Here is a 21118-nt window from a genome sequence, read left to right as displayed (position 1 = left end):
GGTGGAGGCGGCGGGAATTGAACCCGCGTCCGCCGGCACTCACCCTTTGGCTCTACATGCTTAGTTTCGTCTTTTGATTTAACGCGACTGGCTCCGACGAGCAGGATCCAGCCACGCGATTCCTCGTTAGGTTTAGCAATCGGTGAGAGGACACCACCGATCGCGATCCCATCAGTCTTCGCTCGTATCCCCTCCGTGATGAATGGGCACATCACTTCGGGGCCGGGCTAGAAGCTAGCGGCGTTTAAGCTGCCAGCGCGCCCTGAGCGTAGTTGTCGTCGTTTGCGACTATTGAATCGTGATGTTGTATTTACGAGATACATCACGCTCTCGGCATGCACCTCAGGGATTGTCACCGGCGTCGAAACCGTGTCGCCCCCGTAACGCTTATCCTAACAGGATGTGCAGTTCTGTGACACCTCACCCCTTGATTTGTTCCCGCATGATACGGCCCTTCTGGCGTTGCCAGTCGCGGTCCTTCTCCGTGGCCCGCTTGTCATGCAGCTTCTTGCCGGTCACCAGGGCCAGCTCGCACTTCACCCGGTTGTTCTTCCAGTAGAGCTTGATCGGCACACAGGTGTGGCCCTTCTCCTGAGTGCGCGAGAAGATCTTGGCGATCTCCTTGCGATGCAGCAGCAGCTTGCGAGTGCGCGTGGGATCCGCCACCTCGTGGGTGCTGGCAGTATTGAGTGGCATGATGTGACTGCCCAGCAGCCAGGCCTCACCGTTCTTGACCAGGATGTAAGTGTCGGTGAGCTGCGCCTTGCCGGCCCGCAGGCTCTTCACTTCCCAGCCGGCCAGCACCAGGCCGGCCTCGAAGGTCTCGTCGATGTGGTACTCGAAGCGGGCCTTCTTGTTCTGGGCGATGACGTTGTTGCCGGGCCCCTTGCTCTTGCCTTTCTTGTTGGCCATGAAACCTCGTTTCCTGTATCTGCCGGTGGCGCTGCCCCCTTCGATGTGGGGGGAAGCGTGGTACCATTCAAGGCCTGAAATAACCGCTCATGATACGCCCTGGGCACTGTGAAGTCAGTGGAGAGCTCAATGCCAACGGTCAATCGGTCCGCCATGGTGCGGCACACCCCCAAGGACATGTTCGACCTGGTCAACGACTTCGAGCGCTATCCGGAGTTCCTGCCAGGGTGCCGGCGCGCGCGTCTGCTCGAACGCGATGACTCACACCTGATCGGCGAAATGACCCTGGGGCGGGCCGGGATCGAGCAGAGTTTCACCACCCGCAACGACCTGATCGAGCCCGAGCGCATCGAGATGTCGCTGGTCAGCGGCCCTTTCAAGCGCCTGCGCGGGCGCTGGCTGTTCCTGCCCATGGGCGAGCGGTCCTGCAAGGTGAGTCTCGAGCTGGAGTTCGAGTTCGCCAACCGCCTGCTGGGCATGGCATTCGGCAAGCTCTTCCAACAGGTGGCCGGCCAGCTTGTGGATTCTTTCACCCGCCGCGCGAACGACCTCTATGGCCCCTAGTACGCCCGCCATGCTCGATGTAGAAGTGGCCTTCGCCCTTCCCGGCCGGCAGCGCATTATCTCGCTTTCGGTGCCGGAGGGCACCACGGCCCGCCAGGCGGTGACGATGGCGGGGCTGGAGGCGGCGTTTCCCGAGTTGCCCCCGGCGACCTTTCGGCAGGCCGACCTGGGCATCTTCGGCAAGCGGCTGGGCGACCCGGATGCGGTGCGGCTGCGCACCGGGGACCGGGTCGAGGTTTATCGACCACTGCAGATCGATCCCAAGGCGGCACGCAGCGAACGGGCCGGTCGCGAGAAACGCTGACGCCCCGGCCAGCGAAAGCCGAGGCGTCAGCAAGAGCGCAGTCCGTCTATCTCAGGGGCGGTCAGGAGTGACGTTGTCGATCGGAGCTTCTCGCTCGTTTGCAACGCCCTCGACGCTGGGGCCTACACCCTGATCAGCGGGCAGCCGGATGTCGCTGGAAATATCGCCTTCGCGGTCGATGCGTGCCAGCCGGTCTCCCTGGAAGGTCAGGGTGACGCGGCGCTGCTCTACACCGCCATAGGCCTTGTCGAGTCGATAGACATAGTCCCACTCGTTGGTATCGAAGGGGGCTTCCAGCAGGGGACTGCCCATCAAGTTGACGACCTGCTGACGGCTCATGCCCGGTTGCAGCTGTTCGACCATGCCCTTGTTCACCAGGTTGCCCTGGGGGAGGTCGCGCTTGTACACGCTGAAGTAGTTGCAACCGCTGATCATCAGCAGAGCGACGGTAAGGATGACGATTCTTGTCAGCTTTTGCATTTGCGCCTGTTCTTCACTATCGTGGTTTCGGTCGATCATAACCGACCCTACCCGATACTGCGAAGAGCGACCATGGCCGACCAGAACCATGAACTGCGCAAGGCCGGTCTCAAAGTGACCCTGCCGCGCGTCAAGATCCTGCAGATCCTCGAGAATGCCTCCGAGCAGCACCACCTGAGTGCCGAGGATGTCTACAAGACCTTACTGGATGCAGGGGAGGACGTTGGCCTTGCCACCGTCTACCGCGTGCTCACCCAGTTCGAGTCCGCCGGCCTGGTGATTCGCCACAATTTCGATGGCGGTCATGCAGTTTTCGAGCTCTCTCAGGAGGAGCACCACGACCATATGGTGTGCCTGGAGAGTGGCGAGATCATCGAATTCTTCGACGAGACCATCGAGCGTCGCCAGCAGGAGATCGCCGAGGAACACGGCTTCGAGCTGGTCGACCATGCGCTGGTGCTCTACGTGAGGCCTCTTGGTTCCCGGGTGACTCGTCAGGAAGGCATCCAGAAGAAGTGATCTCGTACCGCTGAATCTGTCAGGTATGTGAGCGCGGCCCCGATCCTTGGATCGGGGCCGCGTTGCGTTAGGTCTTAACGTCAGGGCTTGGCATTAGAACGGGCCAAGCGGTGTGGAGTGCTCAGTGGTGGGCGCGCTGGCTGGCATCGAGCATTTCCCGGGCATGGGCCAGGGTGCGGTCGGAGAGGTTCACCCCGCCCAGCATGCGAGCCAGCTCGCCGACTCGGCCCGCCTCGTCGAGTAGCGCCATGCGGGTCAGGGTGGAGTCTTCGCCGGCCTGCTTCTCGATGTGCAGATGATGGTTCGCCTGGGCCGCCACCTGGGGCAGGTGAGTGACGGTCATCACCTGGCCGTTCTCGCCGAGCCGGCGCAGCAGCTGGCCGACGATCTCGGCGGTAGCGCCGGAGACGCCCACGTCCACCTCGTCGAACACCAGGCTGGCGATGGTGGAGTTCTGGGCCGCCACCACCTGAATCGCTAGACTGATTCGCGAGAGCTCGCCACCGGAGGCAACCTTGGCCAACGGCCGAGCCGGTTGACCGGGGTTGGCGCTGATCAGCATGCGGGCGATCTCGAGCCCTTCGGCGGCCGGAGTCTCGCGGCTCTCCAGCTCGACCTCGAAGGTCGCCTTGTCCATGGCCAGGAAGGCCAGCTGCTCCTGCACGGCCTGGCCGAAGCGGCGGGCGGCCTGCCGGCGGGCTCGGGAGATCCCGGCGGCCTGCTCATGCCACCGGCTCTTCAGGTCTTCTGCCTCTGCGGCCAGGGCCTCCAGGTCGCCGTCGCCGCCTTCGAGGCCCTCGAGCTCTTCGGCCAGCCGCCGGTGCAGGGCGAGGAGCTCTTCGGGCAGCACATGATGCTTGCGAGCGATGCGATGCACCTCGCCTAGGCGCCCTTCTACCCAGGCGAGCCGCTCCGGGTCCAGCTCGACGTTGCCGGCGAAGTGGCCGAGCTCTCGGCTGGCCTCCTCGACCTGGATACGCGCATCGCCGAGCATGCTGAGGGTGTCGGCCAGGCTGCCACGCTCGCTGCCCGGCAGCGCCGAGAGGTGCTGGATCGCCTGGTTGATCAGCGAGAGGGCGCCGCCCTCTTCGCCGTCGCAGCACTCGGCGGCGAACTGAGCCTCGCGCAGCCGCTCTTCGGCGTGGGCCAGCTCCTCCTGCTCCTCTTCGAGCCCCTTGAGTTCGTCCTCGGCCAGCGCCAACTGGTCAAGCTCCTCGACCTGGTAACGCAGTAGCTGACGGCGGGCACGGATCTCGTCGCCGTCCTCGGCCAGGCGCTCGAGGCGCCGGCGGGTCGACTGCCAGTCGCGGAAGGCCTGGCGCATCTGGGCCACCTGCTCGCGGTGACCGGCGAAGTCATCGAGCAGGCGCAGGTGGGTCTCTTCATGCAGCAGTGCCTGGTGGGCATGTTGGCCATGAATCTCGATGAGGTGTTCACCCAGGGCGCGCAGGTCGGCCACCGTGGCCGGCTGTCCGTTGATCCAGGCCTTGGAGCGCCCGCCGCGGGTGACCACTCGGCGCAGCAGGCAGTCGTCCGTGGGTAGCTCGCGGGTCTCGAGCCAGGCGCGGGCCTCGGGCAGCGCCTGGAGATCGAAGCGTGCACTCAGGTCGGCGCGCTCGCGGCCATGGCGCACGCTGGCGCTGTCGGCTCGCTCGCCCAGGCATAGCCCCAGGGCACCCAGCAGGATGGACTTGCCGGCCCCCGTTTCGCCGGTGATGGCGGTCATGCCGGCACCAAGCTCCAACTCGAGATGGTCGACGATGGCGAAGTCGCGAATGGCAAGCTCTGTCAGCATGGTGCCTCCCGGGGGCCTGTCTGGGACTCTCTCAGAATCCGCGCTGTCTCGGAATACTCTGTCTGTGAACACTGTTTATCTATACACATATTGTTCTTTTATACAGTAGCCAAGGTTCGCCCACAATGCACGTCCGGCCTCGTCTCTCGGTGACGCCTTGAGTTCGCGACGGGCAGCCCCATATACCCCGCAGACACGTCATCAAGCCATCATTCATGCCTTGCCAGCGGCCCTTGGCCGCTGATTGCCATTCAGGAGACCCATAATGGCCAAAGAGCCCCAGACGCCGCAGGAAGACGAACTCGCTCGCGAGCTCGCGAGCGAAGAGCAGGAAGCCGAGCCGCAGGCCGAGCCCGAGACCGTGGAGGGTGAGCTGGAGGACGCCATCGAGGGCGCCGAACAGGCTGCCACCGAGTCCCAGGCCGCGGACAATCCCGAGGCCGAGATGCTGGCCGCCCGGGTCGAGGAGCTCGAGCAGAGTGTCGCCGACGCCAAGGAGCAGCAGCTACGCACTGCCGCCGAGGCGCAGAACGTGCGTCGCCGGGCTGAGCAGGAGGCCGAAAAGGCGCGCAAGTTCGCTCTCGAGAAGTTCGTCAAGGAGCTGCTGCCGGTGGTCGACAGCCTGGAGAAGGCGCTGGAGGCCATGCAGGACGGCGCTTCCGAGGCGCACCGCGAGGGCGTCTCCATGACTCTCAAGATGCAGCACGATGTGCTGGCCAAGTTCGGCGTCGAGGTGGTGGACCCTCATGGCGAGCCCTTTGACCCGCAGTACCACGAGGCCATGGCCATGGTGCCCAACCCCGAGATGGAGCCCAACACCGTCATGGAAGTGATGCAGAAGGGCTACCTGCTCAACGGACGCCTGGTGCGCCCCGCCATGGTGGTGGTCAGCCAGGCCGCCGGCTGAGGCCGGGCCGTACACCGGGGCATACAAAAGCGGCCCTCGGGTCTTGAAAAGGTCTCGAGGGCCCCCAGATACACGGCAACCCCGCGGTGAAAGCCGCAGACAATGAATTCAACTGTAATTTTGAGGATTTCCTATGGGACGCATCATCGGTATTGATCTGGGGACCACCAACTCCTGTGTCGCCGTGCTCGACGGTGACCAGGCCAAGGTGATCGAGAACGCCGAAGGCGCACGTACCACGCCTTCCATCATCGCCTACACCGAAGACGGCGAGATCCTGGTGGGCCAGGCGGCCAAGCGCCAGGCGGTGACCAACCCGCATAACACCGTCTACGCCATCAAGCGCCTGATCGGCCGTCGCTTCAAGGACGACGTCGTCCAGAAGGACATCAAGATGGTGCCCTACACCATCTCCGAGGCCGACAACGGTGACGCCTGGGTGGAAGTGAAGGGCAAGAAGCTCGCTCCGCCTCAGGTCAGCGCCGAAATACTGAAGAAGATGAAGAAGACCGCGGAAGACTACCTGGGTGAAGAAGTCACCGAGGCGGTCATCACCGTGCCGGCCTACTTCAACGACAGCCAGCGTCAGGCCACCAAGGACGCCGGTCGTATCGCCGGTCTCGAGGTCAAGCGCATCATCAACGAGCCGACCGCGGCGGCGCTGGCCTACGGCATGGACAAGGCGCGCGGTGACAAGACCATCGCGGTCTACGACCTGGGCGGCGGTACCTTCGACATCTCCATCATCGAGGTGGCGGACGTCGACGGCGAGACCCAGTTCGAGGTGCTGGCCACCAACGGTGACACCTTCCTGGGCGGCGAGGACTTCGACCTGGCGCTGATCAACTACTTGGTCGACCAGTTCAAGTCCGACAGCGGCATCGACCTCTCCGGCGACAACCTGGCCATGCAGCGCCTCAAGGAAGCCGCCGAGAAGGCCAAGATCGAGCTCTCCAGCGCCCAGCAGACCGACGTCAATCTGCCGTACATCACGGCCGACAACACCGGGCCCAAGCACCTTAACGTCAAGGTGACCCGTGCCAAGCTGGAATCGCTGGTCGAGAATCTGATCAAGCGCTCCATGGATCCGTGCAAGACCGCGCTCAAGGATGCCGGCCTGTCCGCTTCCGAGATCGACGACGTCATCCTGGTCGGCGGCCAGACCCGCATGCCCATGGTGCAGAAGTCCGTGGCCGACTTCTTCGGCAAGGACGCCCGCAAGGACGTCAACCCGGATGAAGCCGTGGCCGTGGGTGCTGCCATCCAGGGCGGCGTGCTGGGCGGCGACGTCAAGGACGTGCTGCTGCTCGACGTTACTCCGCTGACCCTGGGCATCGAGACCCTGGGTGGCGTGATGACCCCGCTGATCGAGAAGAACACCACCATCCCGACCAAGAAGACCCAGACCTTCTCGACCGCGGATGACAACCAGACCGCCGTGACCATTCACGTGCTGCAGGGTGAGCGCAAGCAGTCCAGCGGCAACAAGTCACTGGGTCGCTTCGACCTCAGCGATATCCCGCCGGCGCCGCGCGGTGTGCCACAGATCGAGGTCGCCTTCGACCTGGACGCCAACGGCATCCTGCACGTCTCCGCCAAGGACAAGGCTACCGGTAAGGAGCAGTCGATCGTCATCAAGGCCTCCAGCGGTCTCTCCGAGGAAGAAGTGGAGCAGATGATGCAGGACGCCGAGGCCCACGCCGACGAGGACAAGAAGTTCGAGGAGCTGGTGCAGCTGCGCAATCAGGCCGACGGCATGGTCCACGCCGCCCGCAAGACCCTCGAGGAGGCCGGCGACAAGGCCAGCGACGAGGAGAAGCAGGCTATCGAGAGTGCTGCAGCCGAGCTGGAAGAGGCGATCAAGGGCGACGACAAGGACGACATCCAGGCCAAGCTGGACAAGCTGACCGAGGCGTCCGGCAACCTGGCCCAGAAGATGTACGCCGACCAGGCTGAGGCCGGTGACACCGGTGAAGCCGGCGGCGAGGCTGGCGCCAAGAAGGAAGATGACGTGGTCGACGCCGAGTATGAAGAAGTCAACGACGACCAGAAAAAGCAGTAAACCACGACATCTGAACCACGGATGACGCCAGCGCGGGGGCCTGACTCCCGCGTTGGTGTTTCCGCTGAGTCCCTACGGAGGCGGACAGACTCATGTCCAAGCGTGATTACTACGAAGTACTGGGCGTCGAGCGCGGGGCCGACCAGAAGGACATCAAGAAGGCCTACCGACGCCTCGCCCAGAAATTCCATCCGGACCGCAACCCGGATGATGACAGTGCGGCGGAGAAATTCCGCGAAGTCTCGGAGGCCTACGAGGTCCTGACCGACAGCGAGAAGCGCGCCGCCTACGACCAGTTCGGCCATGCCGGGGTCGACGAGCAAGCCGGTGGCGGCGGTGGCTTCGGCGGTGCCGGTGCTGGCGGTTTCAGCGACATCTTCGGCGATGTGTTCGGCGATATCTTCGGCGGGGGTGGCGGACGTCGCCATCCCAATGCGCCGGCCCGTGGCTCGGACCTGCGCTACAACCTCGAGCTCGACCTCGAGGACGCCGTGGCCGGCACCAGCGTGGACATCCGCGTGCCGCGCCATGTCGAGTGCGAACGCTGCGACGGCAATGGTGCCGAGCCGGGCTCTTCGAAGGATACCTGCCCGACCTGTAATGGCATGGGTCAGGTACGCATGCAGCAGGGCTTCTTCGCCGTTCAGCAGACCTGTCCGACCTGCCACGGCAGCGGCCAGCACATCAAGGTGCCGTGTCACAAGTGCAACGGCGAGGGCCGGGTACGCGAGACCCGCACCCTCTCGGTGAAGATTCCGGCCGGTGTAGACACCGGTGATCGCATTCGCCTCAACGGCGAGGGTGAGGCCGGCATCAATGGTGGCCCGCCCGGGGATCTTTACGTCCAGGCGGCGATCAAGCCGCACCCCATCTTCCAGCGCGATGGCCGCCACCTGCAGTGCGAGGTGCCGATCAACTTCGTCGACGCCGCTCTGGGTGGCGAGCTCGAGGTGCCGACGCTGGATGGCCGGGTCAAGCTGAAGATCCCGCCCGAGACCCAGACCGGCAAGGTCTTCCGTCTCAAGGGCAAGGGCATCAAGCCGGTGCGTGGCGGCCCGCCGGGCGACCTGCTGTGCAAGGTCGTGGTCGAGACCCCGGTGAAGCTCAGCGAGGAGCAGAAGGACCTGCTGCGCAAGTTCCAGGACAGCCTGGGCGGCAGCCACGGCCATCACCACTCGCCGAAGAAGTCGAACTTCTTCGATGGTGTGAAGAAGTTCTTCGAGGACATGAAGCCGTAACTATCGAATTGTCATATGGCACTGCCGTCACCCCCGCCGTTCATCCGGCGGGGGTTTTTTTACTCGCAACTGAGCGTGTAGTGGGCAGATTCAGGGAATACCTGTCAGTGTCGTGGCACCATGTCGATCAGTCGGCGAGCAGCCATGCCGCTCTGCCAGCTGCTGATTAGCCTTAAGGCGTCGTCGTGGCCAGCTGCACGCTGTCGAATAGGCCGTCCAAGAGGTGTCCTGCGATACCAGCGGTAGTGATGCCTGGACTTCATCACGGAACTGAGTCGCCATGTTTGGCTCGGCGTCGACAATCTCCCACCAGGCAAGAATGTCGCTGCGTGCTGCCTCCATCAACGTGCCGAGCCGATCGGATCTGGCCGAGTTGGCTATCAGGGTGGCTGTGCGCATGGTTCCACAGTGCATTGTTCTGCCGGCGTGCCCAAGCGCAGCAGTGGCCGTTGGCAGAGGCGCGATCATCCTGGTCTGATGTGACCATAGGCAATGCAAGGGTGGGCCGCCTGTCGTGCCTGGCAACGATAATCGGGCGTGCTATAGTCGCAATGCGGCTTTCTGGCCAGGCACAGCCTGATGAATCGGTAGGCCTCTAGCACCAGGGTGCGAAAGGCCGCGGAACGAGCATATTGCTGGCGAATCTCCTGGACGCAGCCCACCAGACGTTCCGGGTGTTGCTCGTATTCACTGCTGGCCTAACGTCGCTGCGTCAAGCATCCCGGTCTCGAAGGCGCTCATGGGCCGCCTGATCCGATGACAGGTATGCCGAGTTGGCCTGGCCAGGTGTGCAGGCCCTTTCGCATGCTGGTCTGGCACGCATCACTGAAGGGCGCGAAGCAACATGGCTGCTATTCGGGATCGCCCAGTCGGCTGCCGAAGCAAAAGTCGCTCGCTGCGACGCTGGGTCGAGGGACTTCGGCTTGGCCGAACCGGTAGCGCCAGCTGCCAGGCGATCTGGCGCCACGGATAATCATGCAGAGGTGACGGCAGAGCGGCAGCCAGTCCGCACAGCTTCCCGGTGTCTGCAATGCCCACAGTCGGCATCACAGCGGACGGCGATTCCGGGACCTTTCTTCTGTCACTGTCTCGAAGATGTCGTAGTAGCGGGCAATCAAGCGGGTATCGATCGGGATTCGTGGTGAGACGATATGACCTGCTTGAATCTCGCAGATGATCGCCAACAGCAGGCATGGCTGGTGTGGGGCGGGTCGCCCAGAGCTCCGGTCAACCTTAAGTCGTGTTAGGCAGCCAAGCGTGTCGACCATGCGGTGTCTCCCTCCTTCCTTGGGCAGTATCGCTACCACGCTACCACGTCGGTCGTGAGGGATGATGATAACCTGGCCAGCTAGGATGCCAGAGAAAAGGGCCATGCAGCAGATCCAGATCTTCCAGTCCAGCGACGGTGACGTGTCTCTCGAGGTATCCCTCGTAGCGGGTCAGACTGGGTGGTGGCTCGACCCAGGCGCAGATGTCCGCGAGCGTGTTCGCGCACAGAACAAGCAGCGCCATCTGCGGAACATATTCGTCAACATCTTGCCAGCCGAGGGGGCCAACGCCTTGGCATCGCGTCCACTCCTGCGCCGTTGTCCGTGAAATTCCTGGACAACTGCGGAGGACGGCAAGAGCTGATGCCGATCCAAGCTCACTGACTAACCTCGATGTGAATCATTGTCTGTCGGTTATCGTAGTCAAATCGCTCAGCTTGCAGGGTCCAACAGTTCCGCCAGTGGGCGACCTCGGTACTCAGGCAGCATCTGGTGCGAGGGCTGACACACTCCCCGAATCACAGAAGCGGCTCGAGGATGCCCGTCGGCATGTCTGGAGTTCGAACAGGCGCTGAGGCCGTCATGCCTCTTCGCGACCGACTCGCCGAGGATGCCAAGGGCCTAGTGGAGCCGGCGGGCGAGGAGGTACTCAAGGTCATCGGCGACTATGCGCGTTCCTGGAGCCTGATCCAGGGCTATGATGACCAGAGCCTGGCAGAAGTGTCGGAACGCCAGGCCGATATGTGCCCGCTGTCGCTGGAAGACGCGCGCGATGGCATCGCGGCGTTGAAGCGGGAACTCGTCGCCAAGGGGGAGGCCAGCGAGCTGTTCGGCCAGCTGCGCGGCGAAGGGCTGGCCTCGGCGCTGGCGACCATCGAACAGGGCTTCGGTGATGAGCTCTTCTACCCCAACGTGGCCAGTCGGGCGGCCCACCTACTCTACCTCGTCATCAAGAACCACCCCTTCGCCGATGGCAACAAGCGCATCGGCTCTTTCCTCTTCCTCTGGTATCTACGCCTGAACCAGCCTCTGCTGGCCCGCCCCGTCGAGCGGCTGATCAATGACAACACCCTGGTGGCTCTGGCGCTGCTGGTCGCTGAGAGTCAGCCGGCGCAGAAGTCGTTGATGATCCGGCTGATCGAACACTTCGTGCTGCTGAAATAGGCGCCTGGCGCCGGTGGTGTCGCTGGCATCGTCTGGGCGCCCGTTGATTGACGAGCGGAGAACTGCAGGAACGTGCCAAGCGTGGCCCTGATGAGCAGTGCCCTGCTATAGCCAGCCGGCGCGACGGAAGCGATAGTAGAGCAGGCTGCAGGTACCTCCCATCACCAGCAGGGCCAGGGGGTAGCCGAGTCGCCAGTCCAGCTCCGGCATGTGGGCGAAGTTCATGCCCCAGATGCCGGCGAGGATGGTGGCCACCGCGAAGATGGCGGCCCAGGCCGCCAGCCGCTTGTGCACCTCGCCCTCGTCGATCGCCACCATCGAGAGGTTGACCTGGATGGCGGTGATGGTCATCTCGCGGATGGTATCCACCGCCGATTCGATGCGATTCAGGTGGTCGTACACGTCGCGGAAGTACTCCCGCGTCTTGCGGCACAGCGCCGGGACCCGGCCGCCGAACAGGTGCGCCGTGGCCTCGCCCAGGGGCATGGCGGCATGCTTGAGCTTCATGGTCTGGCGCTTGAGCTTGTAGAGGCGCTCCAGGCTCCGGCGGGCCGTACCCTTGACGAAAATCTCGTCCTCGATGCTCTCGAGTTCCGCCTGCAGCGCCTCGATCACCGGGAAGTAGCGGTCGACGATGGTGTCCATCAGGGCATAGAGCACGAAGGCTGGCCCATGCCGCAGCAGCTTCGGCTCGTGCTCGCAGCGCTGGCGTACCTCGGAGAAGCCCCGGCCCGGGTGGAGCCGTACTGAAAGCACGTAGCCTGGGCCTGCAAACACCGCCACCTGGCCGGTCTCAAGCTGGTCGTCGTGCATCGTGATCATGTGCATGACCATGAACAGCGCGTTGCCGTACTCCTCTAACTTGGGGCGCTGGTGCCCGTTCAAGGCGTCCTCCACGGCCAGTTCATGCAGGTTGAACACCTTCTGGAAGGCGGCCATCTCCTCCTCGCCAGGGTTGTGCAGCGCCACCCACACGAAGCGGTCCGGCGTCCCCAGGTAGTCGCCGATCTCGTGGGTCTGGATGTCTTGCAGGCGGTGCCCCTTCTCGTAGGCCGCGCAGTTGACGATCATTGGTGTTTCCTCCTCCCCGGCGAGTGATAGAGCTGTGTGCGTGAGCATAGACGCTGAGGCCGTTCGGCCTGCCGTCCCCTTCCAACGGTGCGGCACGTGGAGTGGGCGGTAAAGTGCGGGCAGGGCTGGCGTTCCGGGGTGGCGTCGTCATAGTCTGAACGCTCACCCAACGAGATGCGGAGGCCGCCATGCCGATTTCACGAGCCGAGATTCCCGCCGAGGATGCGGCGTCGCTGGTCAACCAGCTATGCGAGCGCTGGTCAGACGCCAAGGAGGTGGACCGCACCAGCGATCCTGTGCAAATCACCTTAGATGAGGGCAGTTGCTTCCTCCAGGCGCAGCCGAACAAGCTGGTGGTGGTGGTCGAGGCACTGGATGACGAGTCCCACAATCAGCTCGAGGGCCAGGTGGATGCCGCCCTGGATTCCCTGAAGGGCGTCGAGCTGGACATCGTCTGGGAGGCGTGAGCAGCGCCTCTCACGCCGCCCACCTTGGCATGCTGCTGTGGGCAGTGCTGGTGGGGCTTTCGTTTCCCGCGGTGGGGGTGATGAGCGAGCTGCCGCCGTTCTCCCTCACCGCGCTGCGCTTCGTCATCGCCTGCAGTGGCCTCTGGTGGCTGGCCCGGCGCTCGCCGGCCTTCCTCCCTTCCTGGCGGCAGCTGCCGCTCTACGCTCTGATGGGGCTCTGCCTGGCCGGCTTCTTCGGTGCCATGTTCTGGGCGGCGCACCATGCCACGGCGCTCTCCATGGCGACTCTCTTTGTCACGGTGCCCCTGCTGGCCTTCCTGATGGGGCTGGGCTTTGGCGTGGAGCGGCTGGCCTGGCGTTTGCCGGCGATCCTGTCGCTTGGCGCGGCGGGGGCGCTGGGCCTGGCGTTCGCGGAATCCCTGGTCAAGGGCGGGCGGCTGCAGTTCGGCATCGGCGAGGCGGTGTTCTTCCTGGGCTGCCTCTCCACGGCGCTCTATCCGGTGCTCAGCAAATGGGGGCTGGCTACCGGGCGCCTGCCGACGTCGGCGGCGGTGCGCACCTTCTGGAGCCTGGGCCTGGGTGCCGTGCTGATCGGGCTGCTGGGGCTCGTCGTCGAGCCGGTGGAACGCCTGGGCACCATGAGCGGCCGCGACCTGCTGCTGCTGGTCTATCTGGGGCTCTTCTCCAGTGCCCTGACCTTCTGGCTTCTGCAGCGTGCTACCTCCGTGCTTACACCGGGGGCGGTCACCGCCTATAGCTACCTGGTGCCCTTTGTCTCCATGCTGCTGCTGTTTGTCCGGGAGCCCGAGCGGGTCGGCTGGGTCTGGCTGCCGGGCAGCCTGCTGGTGCTGGTCGCCATGGGGTTGCTGATGGGGCGAGATGATTCAAGGAGTGGCTGATGGTCACCGGTATGCCTCTGGTATACTGACGCCCATTCCGCAGCCATCGAATTCTCAGGAGTCCGCATGACCCGTATCGCCATCGTCGGTGTCGCCGGCCGCATGGGCCGCACCCTGGTCAACGCCGTGCAGCAGGATGACAGTGCCACCCTGGCCGGCGGTATCGTCGAGCCGGGGAGCTCGCTCGCGGGGGCCGATATCGGCGAGCTGGCGGGGGTCGGCAAGTTGGGCGTGGCCGCCGTGGACTCGCTCGAGGCCCTGGCCGATGACATAGAGGTGCTGATCGACTTCACCACCCCCAAGGTGACCCTGGCCAACCTGGCATTCTGCGCCGAGCACGGCAAGCGCATCGTCATCGGCACCACCGGCCTCGACGACGAGGAGCTCGCCGCGCTGGACGCTTTCCGTGATCGTGTGCCGATGGTCTTCGCACCGAACATGAGCGTGGGGGTGAACCTGACGCTGAAGCTGCTCGAGACGGCGGCCAGGGCGCTGGGCGACGAGGGCTATGACATCGAGGTGATCGAGGCCCATCACCGTCACAAGGTGGATGCCCCTTCCGGCACGGCGCTGAAGATGGGCGAGGTGGTGGCCGAGAGCCTGGGCCGCAGTCTCAAGGAGCACGGCATCTTCGAGCGGGTGGGCAAGTGCGGACCGCGCGATTCCAAGGAGATCGGCTTCGCTACGGTGCGTGCCGGCGACATTGTCGGCGAGCACACCGTGATGTTCGCCACCGAGGGCGAGCGCATCGAGATCACCCACAAGGCGTCGAGCCGCATGACCTTCGCCAAGGGCGCGGTGCGCGCGGCGCGCTGGGTGGCCGGCCAGGCCAATGGCCGCTACTCGATGCAGGACGTGCTTGGCCTGGGAACGCTGCACCGTGGAGTGTCGGCGTCTCCTGAGGGTCGGTAGCCATGGGCTGGCATTGGTCCTCGTAATCATCGCTTCGCAAAAATTTTGGCCGGGCGCATGGGCGAGAGCCCCCTTCGCTGCGCTTGTTGCTTCGGCCCCCAGTGTGCTGATGTTCTGAACGAATCAGTTCCGAGCGAATGACAACAAGCGGGATGAAACCGGTCTTCATCGGGTTTCGTCCCGCTTTTTTGCGGGGCGGCCCTCCGCGGGGCGGCCAACTGAGGCCCGACTGCCCGGCCAGGGCCCGCAGTATTCCTGAACAAGCAGTCTCTTTATAGCTGTCTGTAAAAGCTGTTCGCAAAAACATGGGAGGACGTTGCATTGAACAAGCCCGCAATACTGGCCCTGGAAGATGGAAGTGTATTCCACGGCACGGCCATCGGTGCCGATGGACAAACCAGCGGTGAGGTGGTGTTCAATACGGCCATGACCGGTTACCAGGAAATCCTGACCGATCCCTCCTACACCCGCCAGATTGTCACCCTGACCTATCCGCATATCGGCAACACCGGCGTCAACGCCGAGGATGTCGAGTCAGGCGGCATCGCCGCCGCCGGCCTCGTGATCCGTGACCTCCCCTTGTTGGCCAGCAGCTTCCGCAGTGAACAGACGCTCTCCGACTACCTCAAAAGCGAGAACGTGCTGGGCATCGCCGACGTCGACACCCGCCGCCTGACCCGCATCCTGCGTGACAAGGGCGCCCAGAACGGCGCGATTCTCGCCGGTTCCGATGCCGAGGGTGACGATGCCGTCGAGCGGGCCCTGGCCGCGGCCCGCGCCTTCCCCGGCCTCAAGGGCATGGACCTGGCCAAGGTGGTCTCCTGCCAGACCCCATATGAGTGGAGCGAAGGCGAGTGGGCGCTGGGCGCGGGTTATGCTGATGCGTCCGGCCCTGACGGAAAGGCAGAGCGCCCTTACTATGTCGTTGCCTACGACTACGGCGTCAAGCGCAACATCCTGCGCATGCTCGCCTCGCGCGGTTGCCGCCTGACCGTGGTGCCGGCCCAGACCCCGGCCGCCGAGGTGCTGGCCATGAACCCCGACGGCGTCTTCCTGGCCAACGGGCCCGGCGACCCCGAGCCCTGTGACTACGCCATCTCGGCGATCCAGGAGATCCTCGAGACCGAGATTCCGGTGTTCGGTATTTGCCTGGGTCACCAGCTGCTGGCCCTGGCCTCCGGTGCCACGTCGGTGAAGATGAACCACGGCCACCACGGCGCCAACCACCCGGTGCAGGATCTCGACAGTGGCCAGGTGATGATCACCAGTCAGAACCACGGTTTCGCCGCCGACGAGGCGAGCCTGCCGGCCAACCTGCGGGCCACCCACCGCTCGCTGTTCGACGGCACCCTGCAGGGCATCGAGCGCACCGACCGCCCTGCCTTCAGCTTCCAGGGCCACCCGGAGGCCAGCCCCGGGCCGCGCGACGTATCGCCGCTGTTCGACCGCTTCGTCACCATGATGAAGGAACGCCGCTAGGCTGCATCGCCTCCATCAGACCGTCATTCATCGATTAGCCGCGGGAACCGTCATGCCCAAGCGTACCGACATCCAGAGCATACTGATCATTGGTGCTGGCCCCATCGTCATCGGCCAGGCCTGCGAATTCGACTACTCCGGCGCCCAGGCCTGCAAGGCGCTGCGCGAGGAGGGTTACCGGGTCATCCTGGTCAACTCCAATCCGGCCACCATCATGACCGACCCGGTGATGGCCGACGCCACCTACATCGAGCCGATCACCTGGCAGACGGTCGAGAAGATCATTGAGGCCGAGCGCCCGGATGCCATCCTGCCGACCATGGGCGGCCAGACGGCGCTCAACTGTGCGCTGAACCTGGACAAGCATGGCGTGCTGGCCAAGTACGGCGTGGAGATGATCGGCGCCAATGCCGACGCCATCAACATGGCCGAGGACCGCGACCTCTTCGACCAGGCCATGCGGCGCATCGGCCTGGCGTGCCCCAAGGCCGAGGTGGCCCACAGCATGGAGGAGGCCTGGCGCATCCAGGCGCAGTTCGGCTTCCCGGTGATCATCCGCCCTTCCTACACCATGGGCGGCTCCGGCGGCGGCGTGGCCTACAACAAGGAGGAGTTCGAGGAGATCTGCACCCGAGGCTTCGAGCTCTCCAACAACCATGAGCTGCTGATCGACGAGTCGCTGCTGGGTTGGAAGGAGTATGAGATGGAGGTCGTTCGTGACAAGAACGACAACTGCATCATCGTCTGCGCCATCGAGAATTTCGACCCCATGGGGGTGCATACCGGCGACTCCATCACCGTGGCCCCGGCCCAGACGCTGACCGACAAGGAATACCAGATCATGCGCGACGCCTCCCTGGCGGTGCTGCGCGAGATCGGCGTCGAGACCGGCGGGTCCAACGTGCAGTTCGGGGTCGACCCCGATACCGGGCGCGTGGTGGTCATCGAGATGAACCCGCGGGTGTCGCGCTCCTCGGCGCTGGCCTCCAAGGCCACCGGCTTCCCGATCGCCAAGATCGCCGCCAAGCTGGCGGTGGGCTATACCCTGGACGAGCTGCAGAACGACATCACCGGCGGGCGCACCCCGGCCTCCTTCGAGCCGTCCATCGATTACGTCGTCACCAAGATCCCACGCTTCACCTTCGAGAAGTTCCCCCAGGCCAACGATCGCCTGACCACCCAGATGAAGTCGGTGGGCGAGGTGATGGCCATCGGCCGCACTTTCCAGGAGTCGCTGCAGAAGGCGTTGCGCGGCCTGGAGACCGGCAACGATGGCCTGGATCCCAAGGTGACCAGCTTCGACGCCGATGGGCTGGCGCATATCAAGGGCGAGCTACAGGCTGTCGGGGCCGAGCGCATCTTCTTCGTCGCCGACGCCATGCGCGCCGGGATGAGCGTCGACGAGATCTTCACCCTGACCAACATCGACCGCTGGTATCTGGTGCAGATCGAGGACCTGGTGAAGGACGAGCAGGAGGTGGCGAAGCGTTCGCTCTCCGAGTTCACTCCCCGCGAGCTGTTTACCCTCAAGCGCAAGGGCTTCAGTGACGCCCGCCTGGCGAGCCTGCTGGGGGTCGCCGAGAAGGACTTCCGCAAGACTCGCCAGAGGGCCGGCATCCGGCCGGTCTACAAGCGGGTCGATACCTGCGCCGCGGAGTTCGCTTCGGATACTGCCTACATGTATTCCACCTACGAGGAGGAGTGCGAGGCCGAGGTTTCCGACCGCCAGAAGATCATGGTGCTGGGCGGCGGACCCAACCGCATCGGCCAGGGCATCGAGTTCGACTACTGCTGCGTTCACGCCGCCTTCGCCATGCATGACGACGGCTATGAGACCATCATGGTCAACTGCAACCCGGAGACCGTCTCCACCGACTACGACACCAGTGACCGCCTCTACTTCGAACCCGTGACCCTGGAGGACGTTCTGGAGATCGCCGACAAGGAGCAGCCGGTCGGCGTGATCGTACAGTTCGGCGGCCAGACACCGCTGAAACTTGCCCGCGAGCTCGAGGCCGCCGGCGTGCCGATCATCGGTACCACCCCGGATGCCATCGACCGCGCCGAGGATCGCGAGCGCTTCCAGCAGATGATCGACAAGCTGGGCCTCAAGCAGCCGCCCAACGCCACCGCACGCAGCTTCGAGGAGGCCTTCGCCAAGGCCGAGGCGATCGGCTATCCGCTGGTGGTGCGCCCCAGCTACGTGCTGGGCGGACGCGCCATGGAGATCGTCTACGATGCCTCGGAGCTGGAGAACTACATGACCCACGCGGTCAAGGTCTCCAATGATTCGCCGGTACTGCTCGACCACTTCCTCAACGCCGCCATCGAGATCGACATCGACGCGGTCAGTGACGGGACCCAGGTTGTGATCGGCGGCATCATGCAGCACATCGAGCAGGCCGGCGTGCACTCCGGCGATTCCGCCTGCTCGCTGCCGCCCTATTCGTTGCCCGCCGAGGTACAGGATGAGATGCGCGAGCAGGTCAGGCAGATGGCCGTGGAGCTCGGCGTCAAGGGGCTGATGAACGTTCAGCTGGCCTGGCAAGGCGGCGAGATATACATCATCGAGGTCAACCCGCGTGCCTCACGCACCGTGCCTTTCGTTTCCAAGTGCATCGGCACCTCGCTGGCCCAGGTCGCCGCGCGCTGCATGGCGGGCACCAGCCTCGAGGAGCAGGGTTTCACTCGCGAGATCGTACCGCACTTCTTCAGCGTCAAGGAGGCGGTCTTCCCGTTCAACAAGTTCCCGGGCGTCGACCCGATCCTCTCGCCGGAGATGAAGTCCACCGGCGAGGTGATGGGCAGTGGCGACACCTTCGCCGAGGCGTTCTACAAGGCACAGCTCGGCGCCGGCGAGGCGATCCCGCCTCTGGATGGTGACCGCAAGGCGTTCCTCTCGGTGCGTGACCCCGACAAGACGGGAGTTATCGAGGTGGCGCGTTCTCTGGTAACCTTAGGGTTCACTCTGTGCGCGACCCGTGGCACGGCGGAGGCTCTGGAGGCCGCCGACCTGCCGGTGGAGATCGTCAACAAGGTCTATGAGGGCCGTCCGCATATCGTCGATCTACTCAAGAACGACGAGGTCGCCTATATCGTCAACACCACCGAGGGCCGCCAGGCCATCAACGATTCCTCGGTGATCCGCCGCACTGCACTCGCTCGCAAGGTCCCCTATGCCACTACCCTGGCAGGGGCAAATGCCGTTTGCATGGCGCTCGAGTACGGCAATGCCATTACTGTGCGGCGGCTACAGGAACTGCATGCAGGAGCTACGCAATGAACAAGGTCCCGATGACCGTCGCCGGTGAGAAGCGGCTACGCAAGGAGCTCGAGGAGCTCAAGGGCGAGGCGCGGCCGAGGGTGATTGCCGCCATCGCCGAGGCTCGCGAGCACGGCGACCTGAAGGAGAACGCCGAGTATCATGCGGCCCGCGAGCAGCAGGGCTTCATCGAGGGGCGTATCCAGGAGATCGAGGGTAAGCTCGGAAGCGCCCAGGTGATCGACGTCACCAAGCTACCGCAGACCGGCAAGGTGATCTTCGGCGTGACCGTGGGGCTGATCAACATGGAGACCGACGAGGAGGTGACCTACCGGATCGTCGGCGAGGATGAGGCCAACATCAAGGAAGGTCGTATCTCGGTGACTTCGCCTATCGCCCGTGCCCTGATCGGCAAGGAAGAGGGCGACGTGGTGGTGGTGAAGACCCCCGGCGGCGAGGTCGAGTACGAGATCTCGAGCGTGGAGCATCTCTGAGCTACGAGCTACGAGCTACGAGCTACGAGCTACGAGCCAACAAAAAGCCCGCGACAGATCGTCGCGGGCTTTTTGTGAGGGTGCTCGCGGCCCGGAGCCCGAGGCTCGCCGCTGGCTCATGAGAGCGTCAGCGCCGCCCGTGGTGGTTCTCGAAGCGCGTGATGTTGGAGAGCTTCGGGTTGACCCGGGGATTGTGGCGGTAGAGCAGGGCCATCTTGCCGATCTTCTGTATCACCTCGGCGCCGCTCGCCGCGACCAGCTCGTCGAGCATGGCGGCGCGGTCGTCGCGCTCGGGCAGGGCGAGCTTGACCTTGATCAATTCGTGGTCGCCCAGGGCGCGTTCGAGTTCGGCCAGCACGCCTTCGGAGGCTCCGTTCTCGGAGACGGTGACTACGGGGTCGAGGTAGTGCCCGATGCTGCGAAATGCTTTCTTTTGTGCCTGTGACAAGCTCATGGTATCTTGCTTCTTCCCGGTTGGCGCGCAGCGCACATGGTACGGTGAAATGCCGCGCGGCGAAAGCGCGTGGCTTTGCCGGCCTCATGATTGTCCTGGCCGGGTCCGCAGGTCAGCACCCCGTCTTACCTCTATCAGGTCTTTCCGGAAACCGCTCGACTGCCTGTCATTCATGGTCATTCACAGGTGATGCCGTGGCACGTTCCAATGCTTCCCGCGCCAAGGGCGCTGCCGGCAAGGCGCCGACCAGCAAGACCAGCAAGGGTTGGTTGAAGGAGCACTTCGACGACCGTTTCGTGCAACAGAGTTGGCAGGACGGCTATCGTAGCCGCGCCAGCTACAAGCTGCTGGCGCTTGATGACAAGGATCGCCTGTTGCGGCGCGGTATGACGGTGATTGACCTGGGCGCCGCACCCGGTGGCTGGAGCCAGGTAGCCGCCGAGAAGGTCGGCTCCGAGGGCGTGGTGATCGCTTCCGACATCCTCGAGATGGATGCCCTGGCGGATGTCGACTTCGTCCAGGGTGATTTCACCGAGGAGAGCGTGCTCGAGGCAATTCTCGCCACCCTGGGCGATCGGCCGGTAGACCTTGTGATGTCCGATATGGCCCCCAATATGAGTGGCATGGCGGCCATCGACCAGCCCCAGGCGATGTACCTTGCCGAGCTGGCGCTGGACCTGGCACGCCAGACGCTCTCGCCCGGCGGCACCTTCCTGGCCAAGGTGTTTCAGGGCGAAGGATTCGATGCCTTTCTCAAGGAGCTGCGCGGCAGCTTCACGCGGGTAGTGACTCGCAAGCCGGAGGCCTCCCGGGCGCGCTCCCGCGAGGTCTACCTGCTGGCGGAAGGGTTTCGCGGCTGAGGCAATG

The 21118-nt window shown here is 64.2% G+C and carries 19 protein-coding genes and 1 other RNA gene; 14 read left to right on the top strand and 6 right to left on the bottom strand.

Annotation, left to right across the window (positions count from 1 at the left end; genetic code table 11):
- Together ssrA and smpB are read right to left on the bottom strand one after the other, a co-directional pair.
- Window positions 1–380: a transfer-messenger RNA gene (ssrA, locus tag U5L98_RS04300) on the bottom strand; the annotation flags it as partial.
- A 40-nt stretch (window positions 381–420) separates the two neighbouring features.
- On the bottom strand, window positions 421–912 hold the full coding sequence (gene smpB / locus U5L98_RS04295; protein WP_151442198.1) for an SsrA-binding protein SmpB: 492 nt from the start codon (window positions 910–912) through the stop codon (window positions 421–423).
- A gap of 129 nt (window positions 913–1041) precedes the next feature.
- Here smpB and U5L98_RS04290 point away from each other — a divergent pair, with 129 nt between their 5' ends.
- Window positions 1042–1476, top strand: coding sequence for a type II toxin-antitoxin system RatA family toxin (locus tag U5L98_RS04290; protein ID WP_322557116.1), 435 nt, complete (start codon window positions 1042–1044; stop codon window positions 1474–1476).
- A complete protein-coding gene (locus U5L98_RS04285; protein ID WP_322557115.1) occupies window positions 1466–1780 on the top strand; it encodes an RnfH family protein in 315 nt (104 codons plus the stop codon). The genes U5L98_RS04290 and U5L98_RS04285 overlap by 11 nt, the downstream gene beginning before the upstream one ends.
- 51 nt (window positions 1781–1831) lie before the next feature.
- On the opposite strand, the gene U5L98_RS04280 is transcribed toward U5L98_RS04285, so the two are convergent.
- On the bottom strand, window positions 1832–2260 hold the full coding sequence (locus U5L98_RS04280; protein WP_322557114.1) for an outer membrane protein assembly factor BamE: 429 nt from the start codon (window positions 2258–2260) through the stop codon (window positions 1832–1834).
- 72 nt (window positions 2261–2332) lie between these two features.
- Between U5L98_RS04280 and fur the strand changes: the two genes are divergently transcribed.
- Complete coding sequence (fur, locus tag U5L98_RS04275; RefSeq protein ID WP_322557113.1) at window positions 2333–2779, top strand: ferric iron uptake transcriptional regulator; 447 nt, start codon at window positions 2333–2335, stop codon at window positions 2777–2779.
- 121 nt (window positions 2780–2900) lie between these two features.
- On the opposite strand, the gene recN is transcribed toward fur, so the two are convergent.
- Window positions 2901–4574, bottom strand: coding sequence for a DNA repair protein RecN (gene recN / locus U5L98_RS04270; protein WP_322557112.1), 1674 nt, complete (start codon window positions 4572–4574; stop codon window positions 2901–2903).
- 265 nt (window positions 4575–4839) lie between these two features.
- On the opposite strand from recN, the gene grpE reads away from it, so the two are divergent.
- The 4 genes from grpE to U5L98_RS04250 all read left to right on the top strand — a co-directional run bounded on the left by grpE (window position 4840) and on the right by U5L98_RS04250 (window position 11213).
- A complete protein-coding gene (grpE, locus tag U5L98_RS04265; RefSeq protein WP_322557111.1) occupies window positions 4840–5481 on the top strand; it encodes a nucleotide exchange factor GrpE in 642 nt (213 codons plus the stop codon).
- Window positions 5482–5614: 133 nt separating this feature from the next.
- Window positions 5615–7543, top strand: coding sequence for a molecular chaperone DnaK (dnaK, locus tag U5L98_RS04260; protein WP_322557110.1), 1929 nt, complete (start codon window positions 5615–5617; stop codon window positions 7541–7543).
- 92 nt (window positions 7544–7635) lie between these two features.
- On the top strand, window positions 7636–8781 hold the full coding sequence (dnaJ, locus tag U5L98_RS04255) for a molecular chaperone DnaJ (RefSeq protein ID WP_322557109.1): 1146 nt from the start codon (window positions 7636–7638) through the stop codon (window positions 8779–8781).
- 1850 nt (window positions 8782–10631) lie between these two features.
- On the top strand, window positions 10632–11213 hold the full coding sequence (locus tag U5L98_RS04250) for a Fic family protein (protein ID WP_322557108.1): 582 nt from the start codon (window positions 10632–10634) through the stop codon (window positions 11211–11213).
- Between the two features lie 105 nt (window positions 11214–11318).
- Here the strand turns inward: U5L98_RS04250 and corA are convergent, their stop codons facing one another.
- The gene (gene corA, locus U5L98_RS04245; protein ID WP_322557107.1) at window positions 11319–12284 is read right to left on the bottom strand and encodes a magnesium/cobalt transporter CorA; all 966 of its coding nucleotides are present in this window, start codon (window positions 12282–12284) and stop codon (window positions 11319–11321) included.
- Between the two features lie 188 nt (window positions 12285–12472).
- On the opposite strand from corA, the gene U5L98_RS04240 reads away from it, so the two are divergent.
- From U5L98_RS04240 to greA, 6 genes are all read left to right on the top strand, one after another.
- The gene (locus U5L98_RS04240) at window positions 12473–12751 is read left to right on the top strand and encodes a DUF2218 domain-containing protein (protein ID WP_322557106.1); all 279 of its coding nucleotides are present in this window, start codon (window positions 12473–12475) and stop codon (window positions 12749–12751) included.
- On the top strand, window positions 12748–13650 hold the full coding sequence (locus U5L98_RS04235; protein WP_322557105.1) for a DMT family transporter: 903 nt from the start codon (window positions 12748–12750) through the stop codon (window positions 13648–13650). The genes U5L98_RS04240 and U5L98_RS04235 overlap by 4 nt, the downstream gene beginning before the upstream one ends.
- Window positions 13651–13716: 66 nt before the next feature.
- Window positions 13717–14562 (top strand): 4-hydroxy-tetrahydrodipicolinate reductase, encoded by an 846-nt coding sequence (dapB, locus tag U5L98_RS04230; RefSeq protein ID WP_322557104.1) that lies wholly within the window; start codon window positions 13717–13719, stop codon window positions 14560–14562.
- Window positions 14563–14883: 321 nt separating this feature from the next.
- Complete coding sequence (carA, locus tag U5L98_RS04225) at window positions 14884–16041, top strand: glutamine-hydrolyzing carbamoyl-phosphate synthase small subunit (protein WP_322557103.1); 1158 nt, start codon at window positions 14884–14886, stop codon at window positions 16039–16041.
- A 52-nt stretch (window positions 16042–16093) separates the two neighbouring features.
- On the top strand, window positions 16094–19324 hold the full coding sequence (gene carB / locus U5L98_RS04220; RefSeq protein ID WP_322557102.1) for a carbamoyl-phosphate synthase large subunit: 3231 nt from the start codon (window positions 16094–16096) through the stop codon (window positions 19322–19324).
- A complete protein-coding gene (gene greA, locus U5L98_RS04215) occupies window positions 19321–19797 on the top strand; it encodes a transcription elongation factor GreA (RefSeq protein ID WP_322557101.1) in 477 nt (158 codons plus the stop codon). Before carB ends, greA begins: the two co-directional genes overlap by 4 nt.
- A gap of 127 nt (window positions 19798–19924) precedes the next feature.
- Here greA and U5L98_RS04210 read toward each other — a convergent pair whose 3' ends face one another.
- A complete protein-coding gene (locus U5L98_RS04210) occupies window positions 19925–20251 on the bottom strand; it encodes a YhbY family RNA-binding protein (RefSeq protein ID WP_322557100.1) in 327 nt (108 codons plus the stop codon).
- 194 nt (window positions 20252–20445) lie between these two features.
- Here U5L98_RS04210 and rlmE point away from each other — a divergent pair, with 194 nt between their 5' ends.
- Complete coding sequence (gene rlmE / locus U5L98_RS04205; protein WP_322557099.1) at window positions 20446–21111, top strand: 23S rRNA (uridine(2552)-2'-O)-methyltransferase RlmE; 666 nt, start codon at window positions 20446–20448, stop codon at window positions 21109–21111.
- Window positions 21112–21118: the final 7 nt, after the last annotated feature.

Source organism: Halomonas sp., from assembly GCF_034520545.1.
In the GTDB taxonomy this organism is placed as follows: Bacteria; Pseudomonadota; Gammaproteobacteria; order Pseudomonadales; family Halomonadaceae; genus Halomonas.
The sequence above is the reverse complement of the archived record's forward strand: the minus strand, read 5'-3'. Positions and strand labels throughout refer to the sequence as shown.

What these genes read in the sequence shown, in the direction of transcription:
- smpB (WP_151442198.1), bottom strand. Translation starts at nt 912, where the DNA reads ATGGCCAACAAGAAAGGCAAGAGCAAGGGGCCCGGCAACAACGTCATC.
- U5L98_RS04290 (WP_322557116.1), top strand. Translation starts at nt 1,042, where the DNA reads ATGCCAACGGTCAATCGGTCCGCCATGGTGCGGCACACCCCCAAGGAC.
- U5L98_RS04285 (WP_322557115.1), top strand. Translation starts at nt 1,466, where the DNA reads ATGGCCCCTAGTACGCCCGCCATGCTCGATGTAGAAGTGGCCTTCGCC.
- U5L98_RS04280 (WP_322557114.1), bottom strand. Translation starts at nt 2,260, where the DNA reads ATGCAAAAGCTGACAAGAATCGTCATCCTTACCGTCGCTCTGCTGATG.
- fur (WP_322557113.1), top strand. Translation starts at nt 2,333, where the DNA reads ATGGCCGACCAGAACCATGAACTGCGCAAGGCCGGTCTCAAAGTGACC.
- recN (WP_322557112.1), bottom strand. Translation starts at nt 4,574, where the DNA reads ATGCTGACAGAGCTTGCCATTCGCGACTTCGCCATCGTCGACCATCTC.
- grpE (WP_322557111.1), top strand. Translation starts at nt 4,840, where the DNA reads ATGGCCAAAGAGCCCCAGACGCCGCAGGAAGACGAACTCGCTCGCGAG.
- dnaK (WP_322557110.1), top strand. Translation starts at nt 5,615, where the DNA reads ATGGGACGCATCATCGGTATTGATCTGGGGACCACCAACTCCTGTGTC.
- dnaJ (WP_322557109.1), top strand. Translation starts at nt 7,636, where the DNA reads ATGTCCAAGCGTGATTACTACGAAGTACTGGGCGTCGAGCGCGGGGCC.
- U5L98_RS04250 (WP_322557108.1), top strand. Translation starts at nt 10,632, where the DNA reads ATGCCTCTTCGCGACCGACTCGCCGAGGATGCCAAGGGCCTAGTGGAG.
- corA (WP_322557107.1), bottom strand. Translation starts at nt 12,284, where the DNA reads ATGATCGTCAACTGCGCGGCCTACGAGAAGGGGCACCGCCTGCAAGAC.
- U5L98_RS04240 (WP_322557106.1), top strand. Translation starts at nt 12,473, where the DNA reads ATGCCGATTTCACGAGCCGAGATTCCCGCCGAGGATGCGGCGTCGCTG.
- dapB (WP_322557104.1), top strand. Translation starts at nt 13,717, where the DNA reads ATGACCCGTATCGCCATCGTCGGTGTCGCCGGCCGCATGGGCCGCACC.
- carB (WP_322557102.1), top strand. Translation starts at nt 16,094, where the DNA reads ATGCCCAAGCGTACCGACATCCAGAGCATACTGATCATTGGTGCTGGC.
- greA (WP_322557101.1), top strand. Translation starts at nt 19,321, where the DNA reads ATGAACAAGGTCCCGATGACCGTCGCCGGTGAGAAGCGGCTACGCAAG.
- U5L98_RS04210 (WP_322557100.1), bottom strand. Translation starts at nt 20,251, where the DNA reads ATGAGCTTGTCACAGGCACAAAAGAAAGCATTTCGCAGCATCGGGCAC.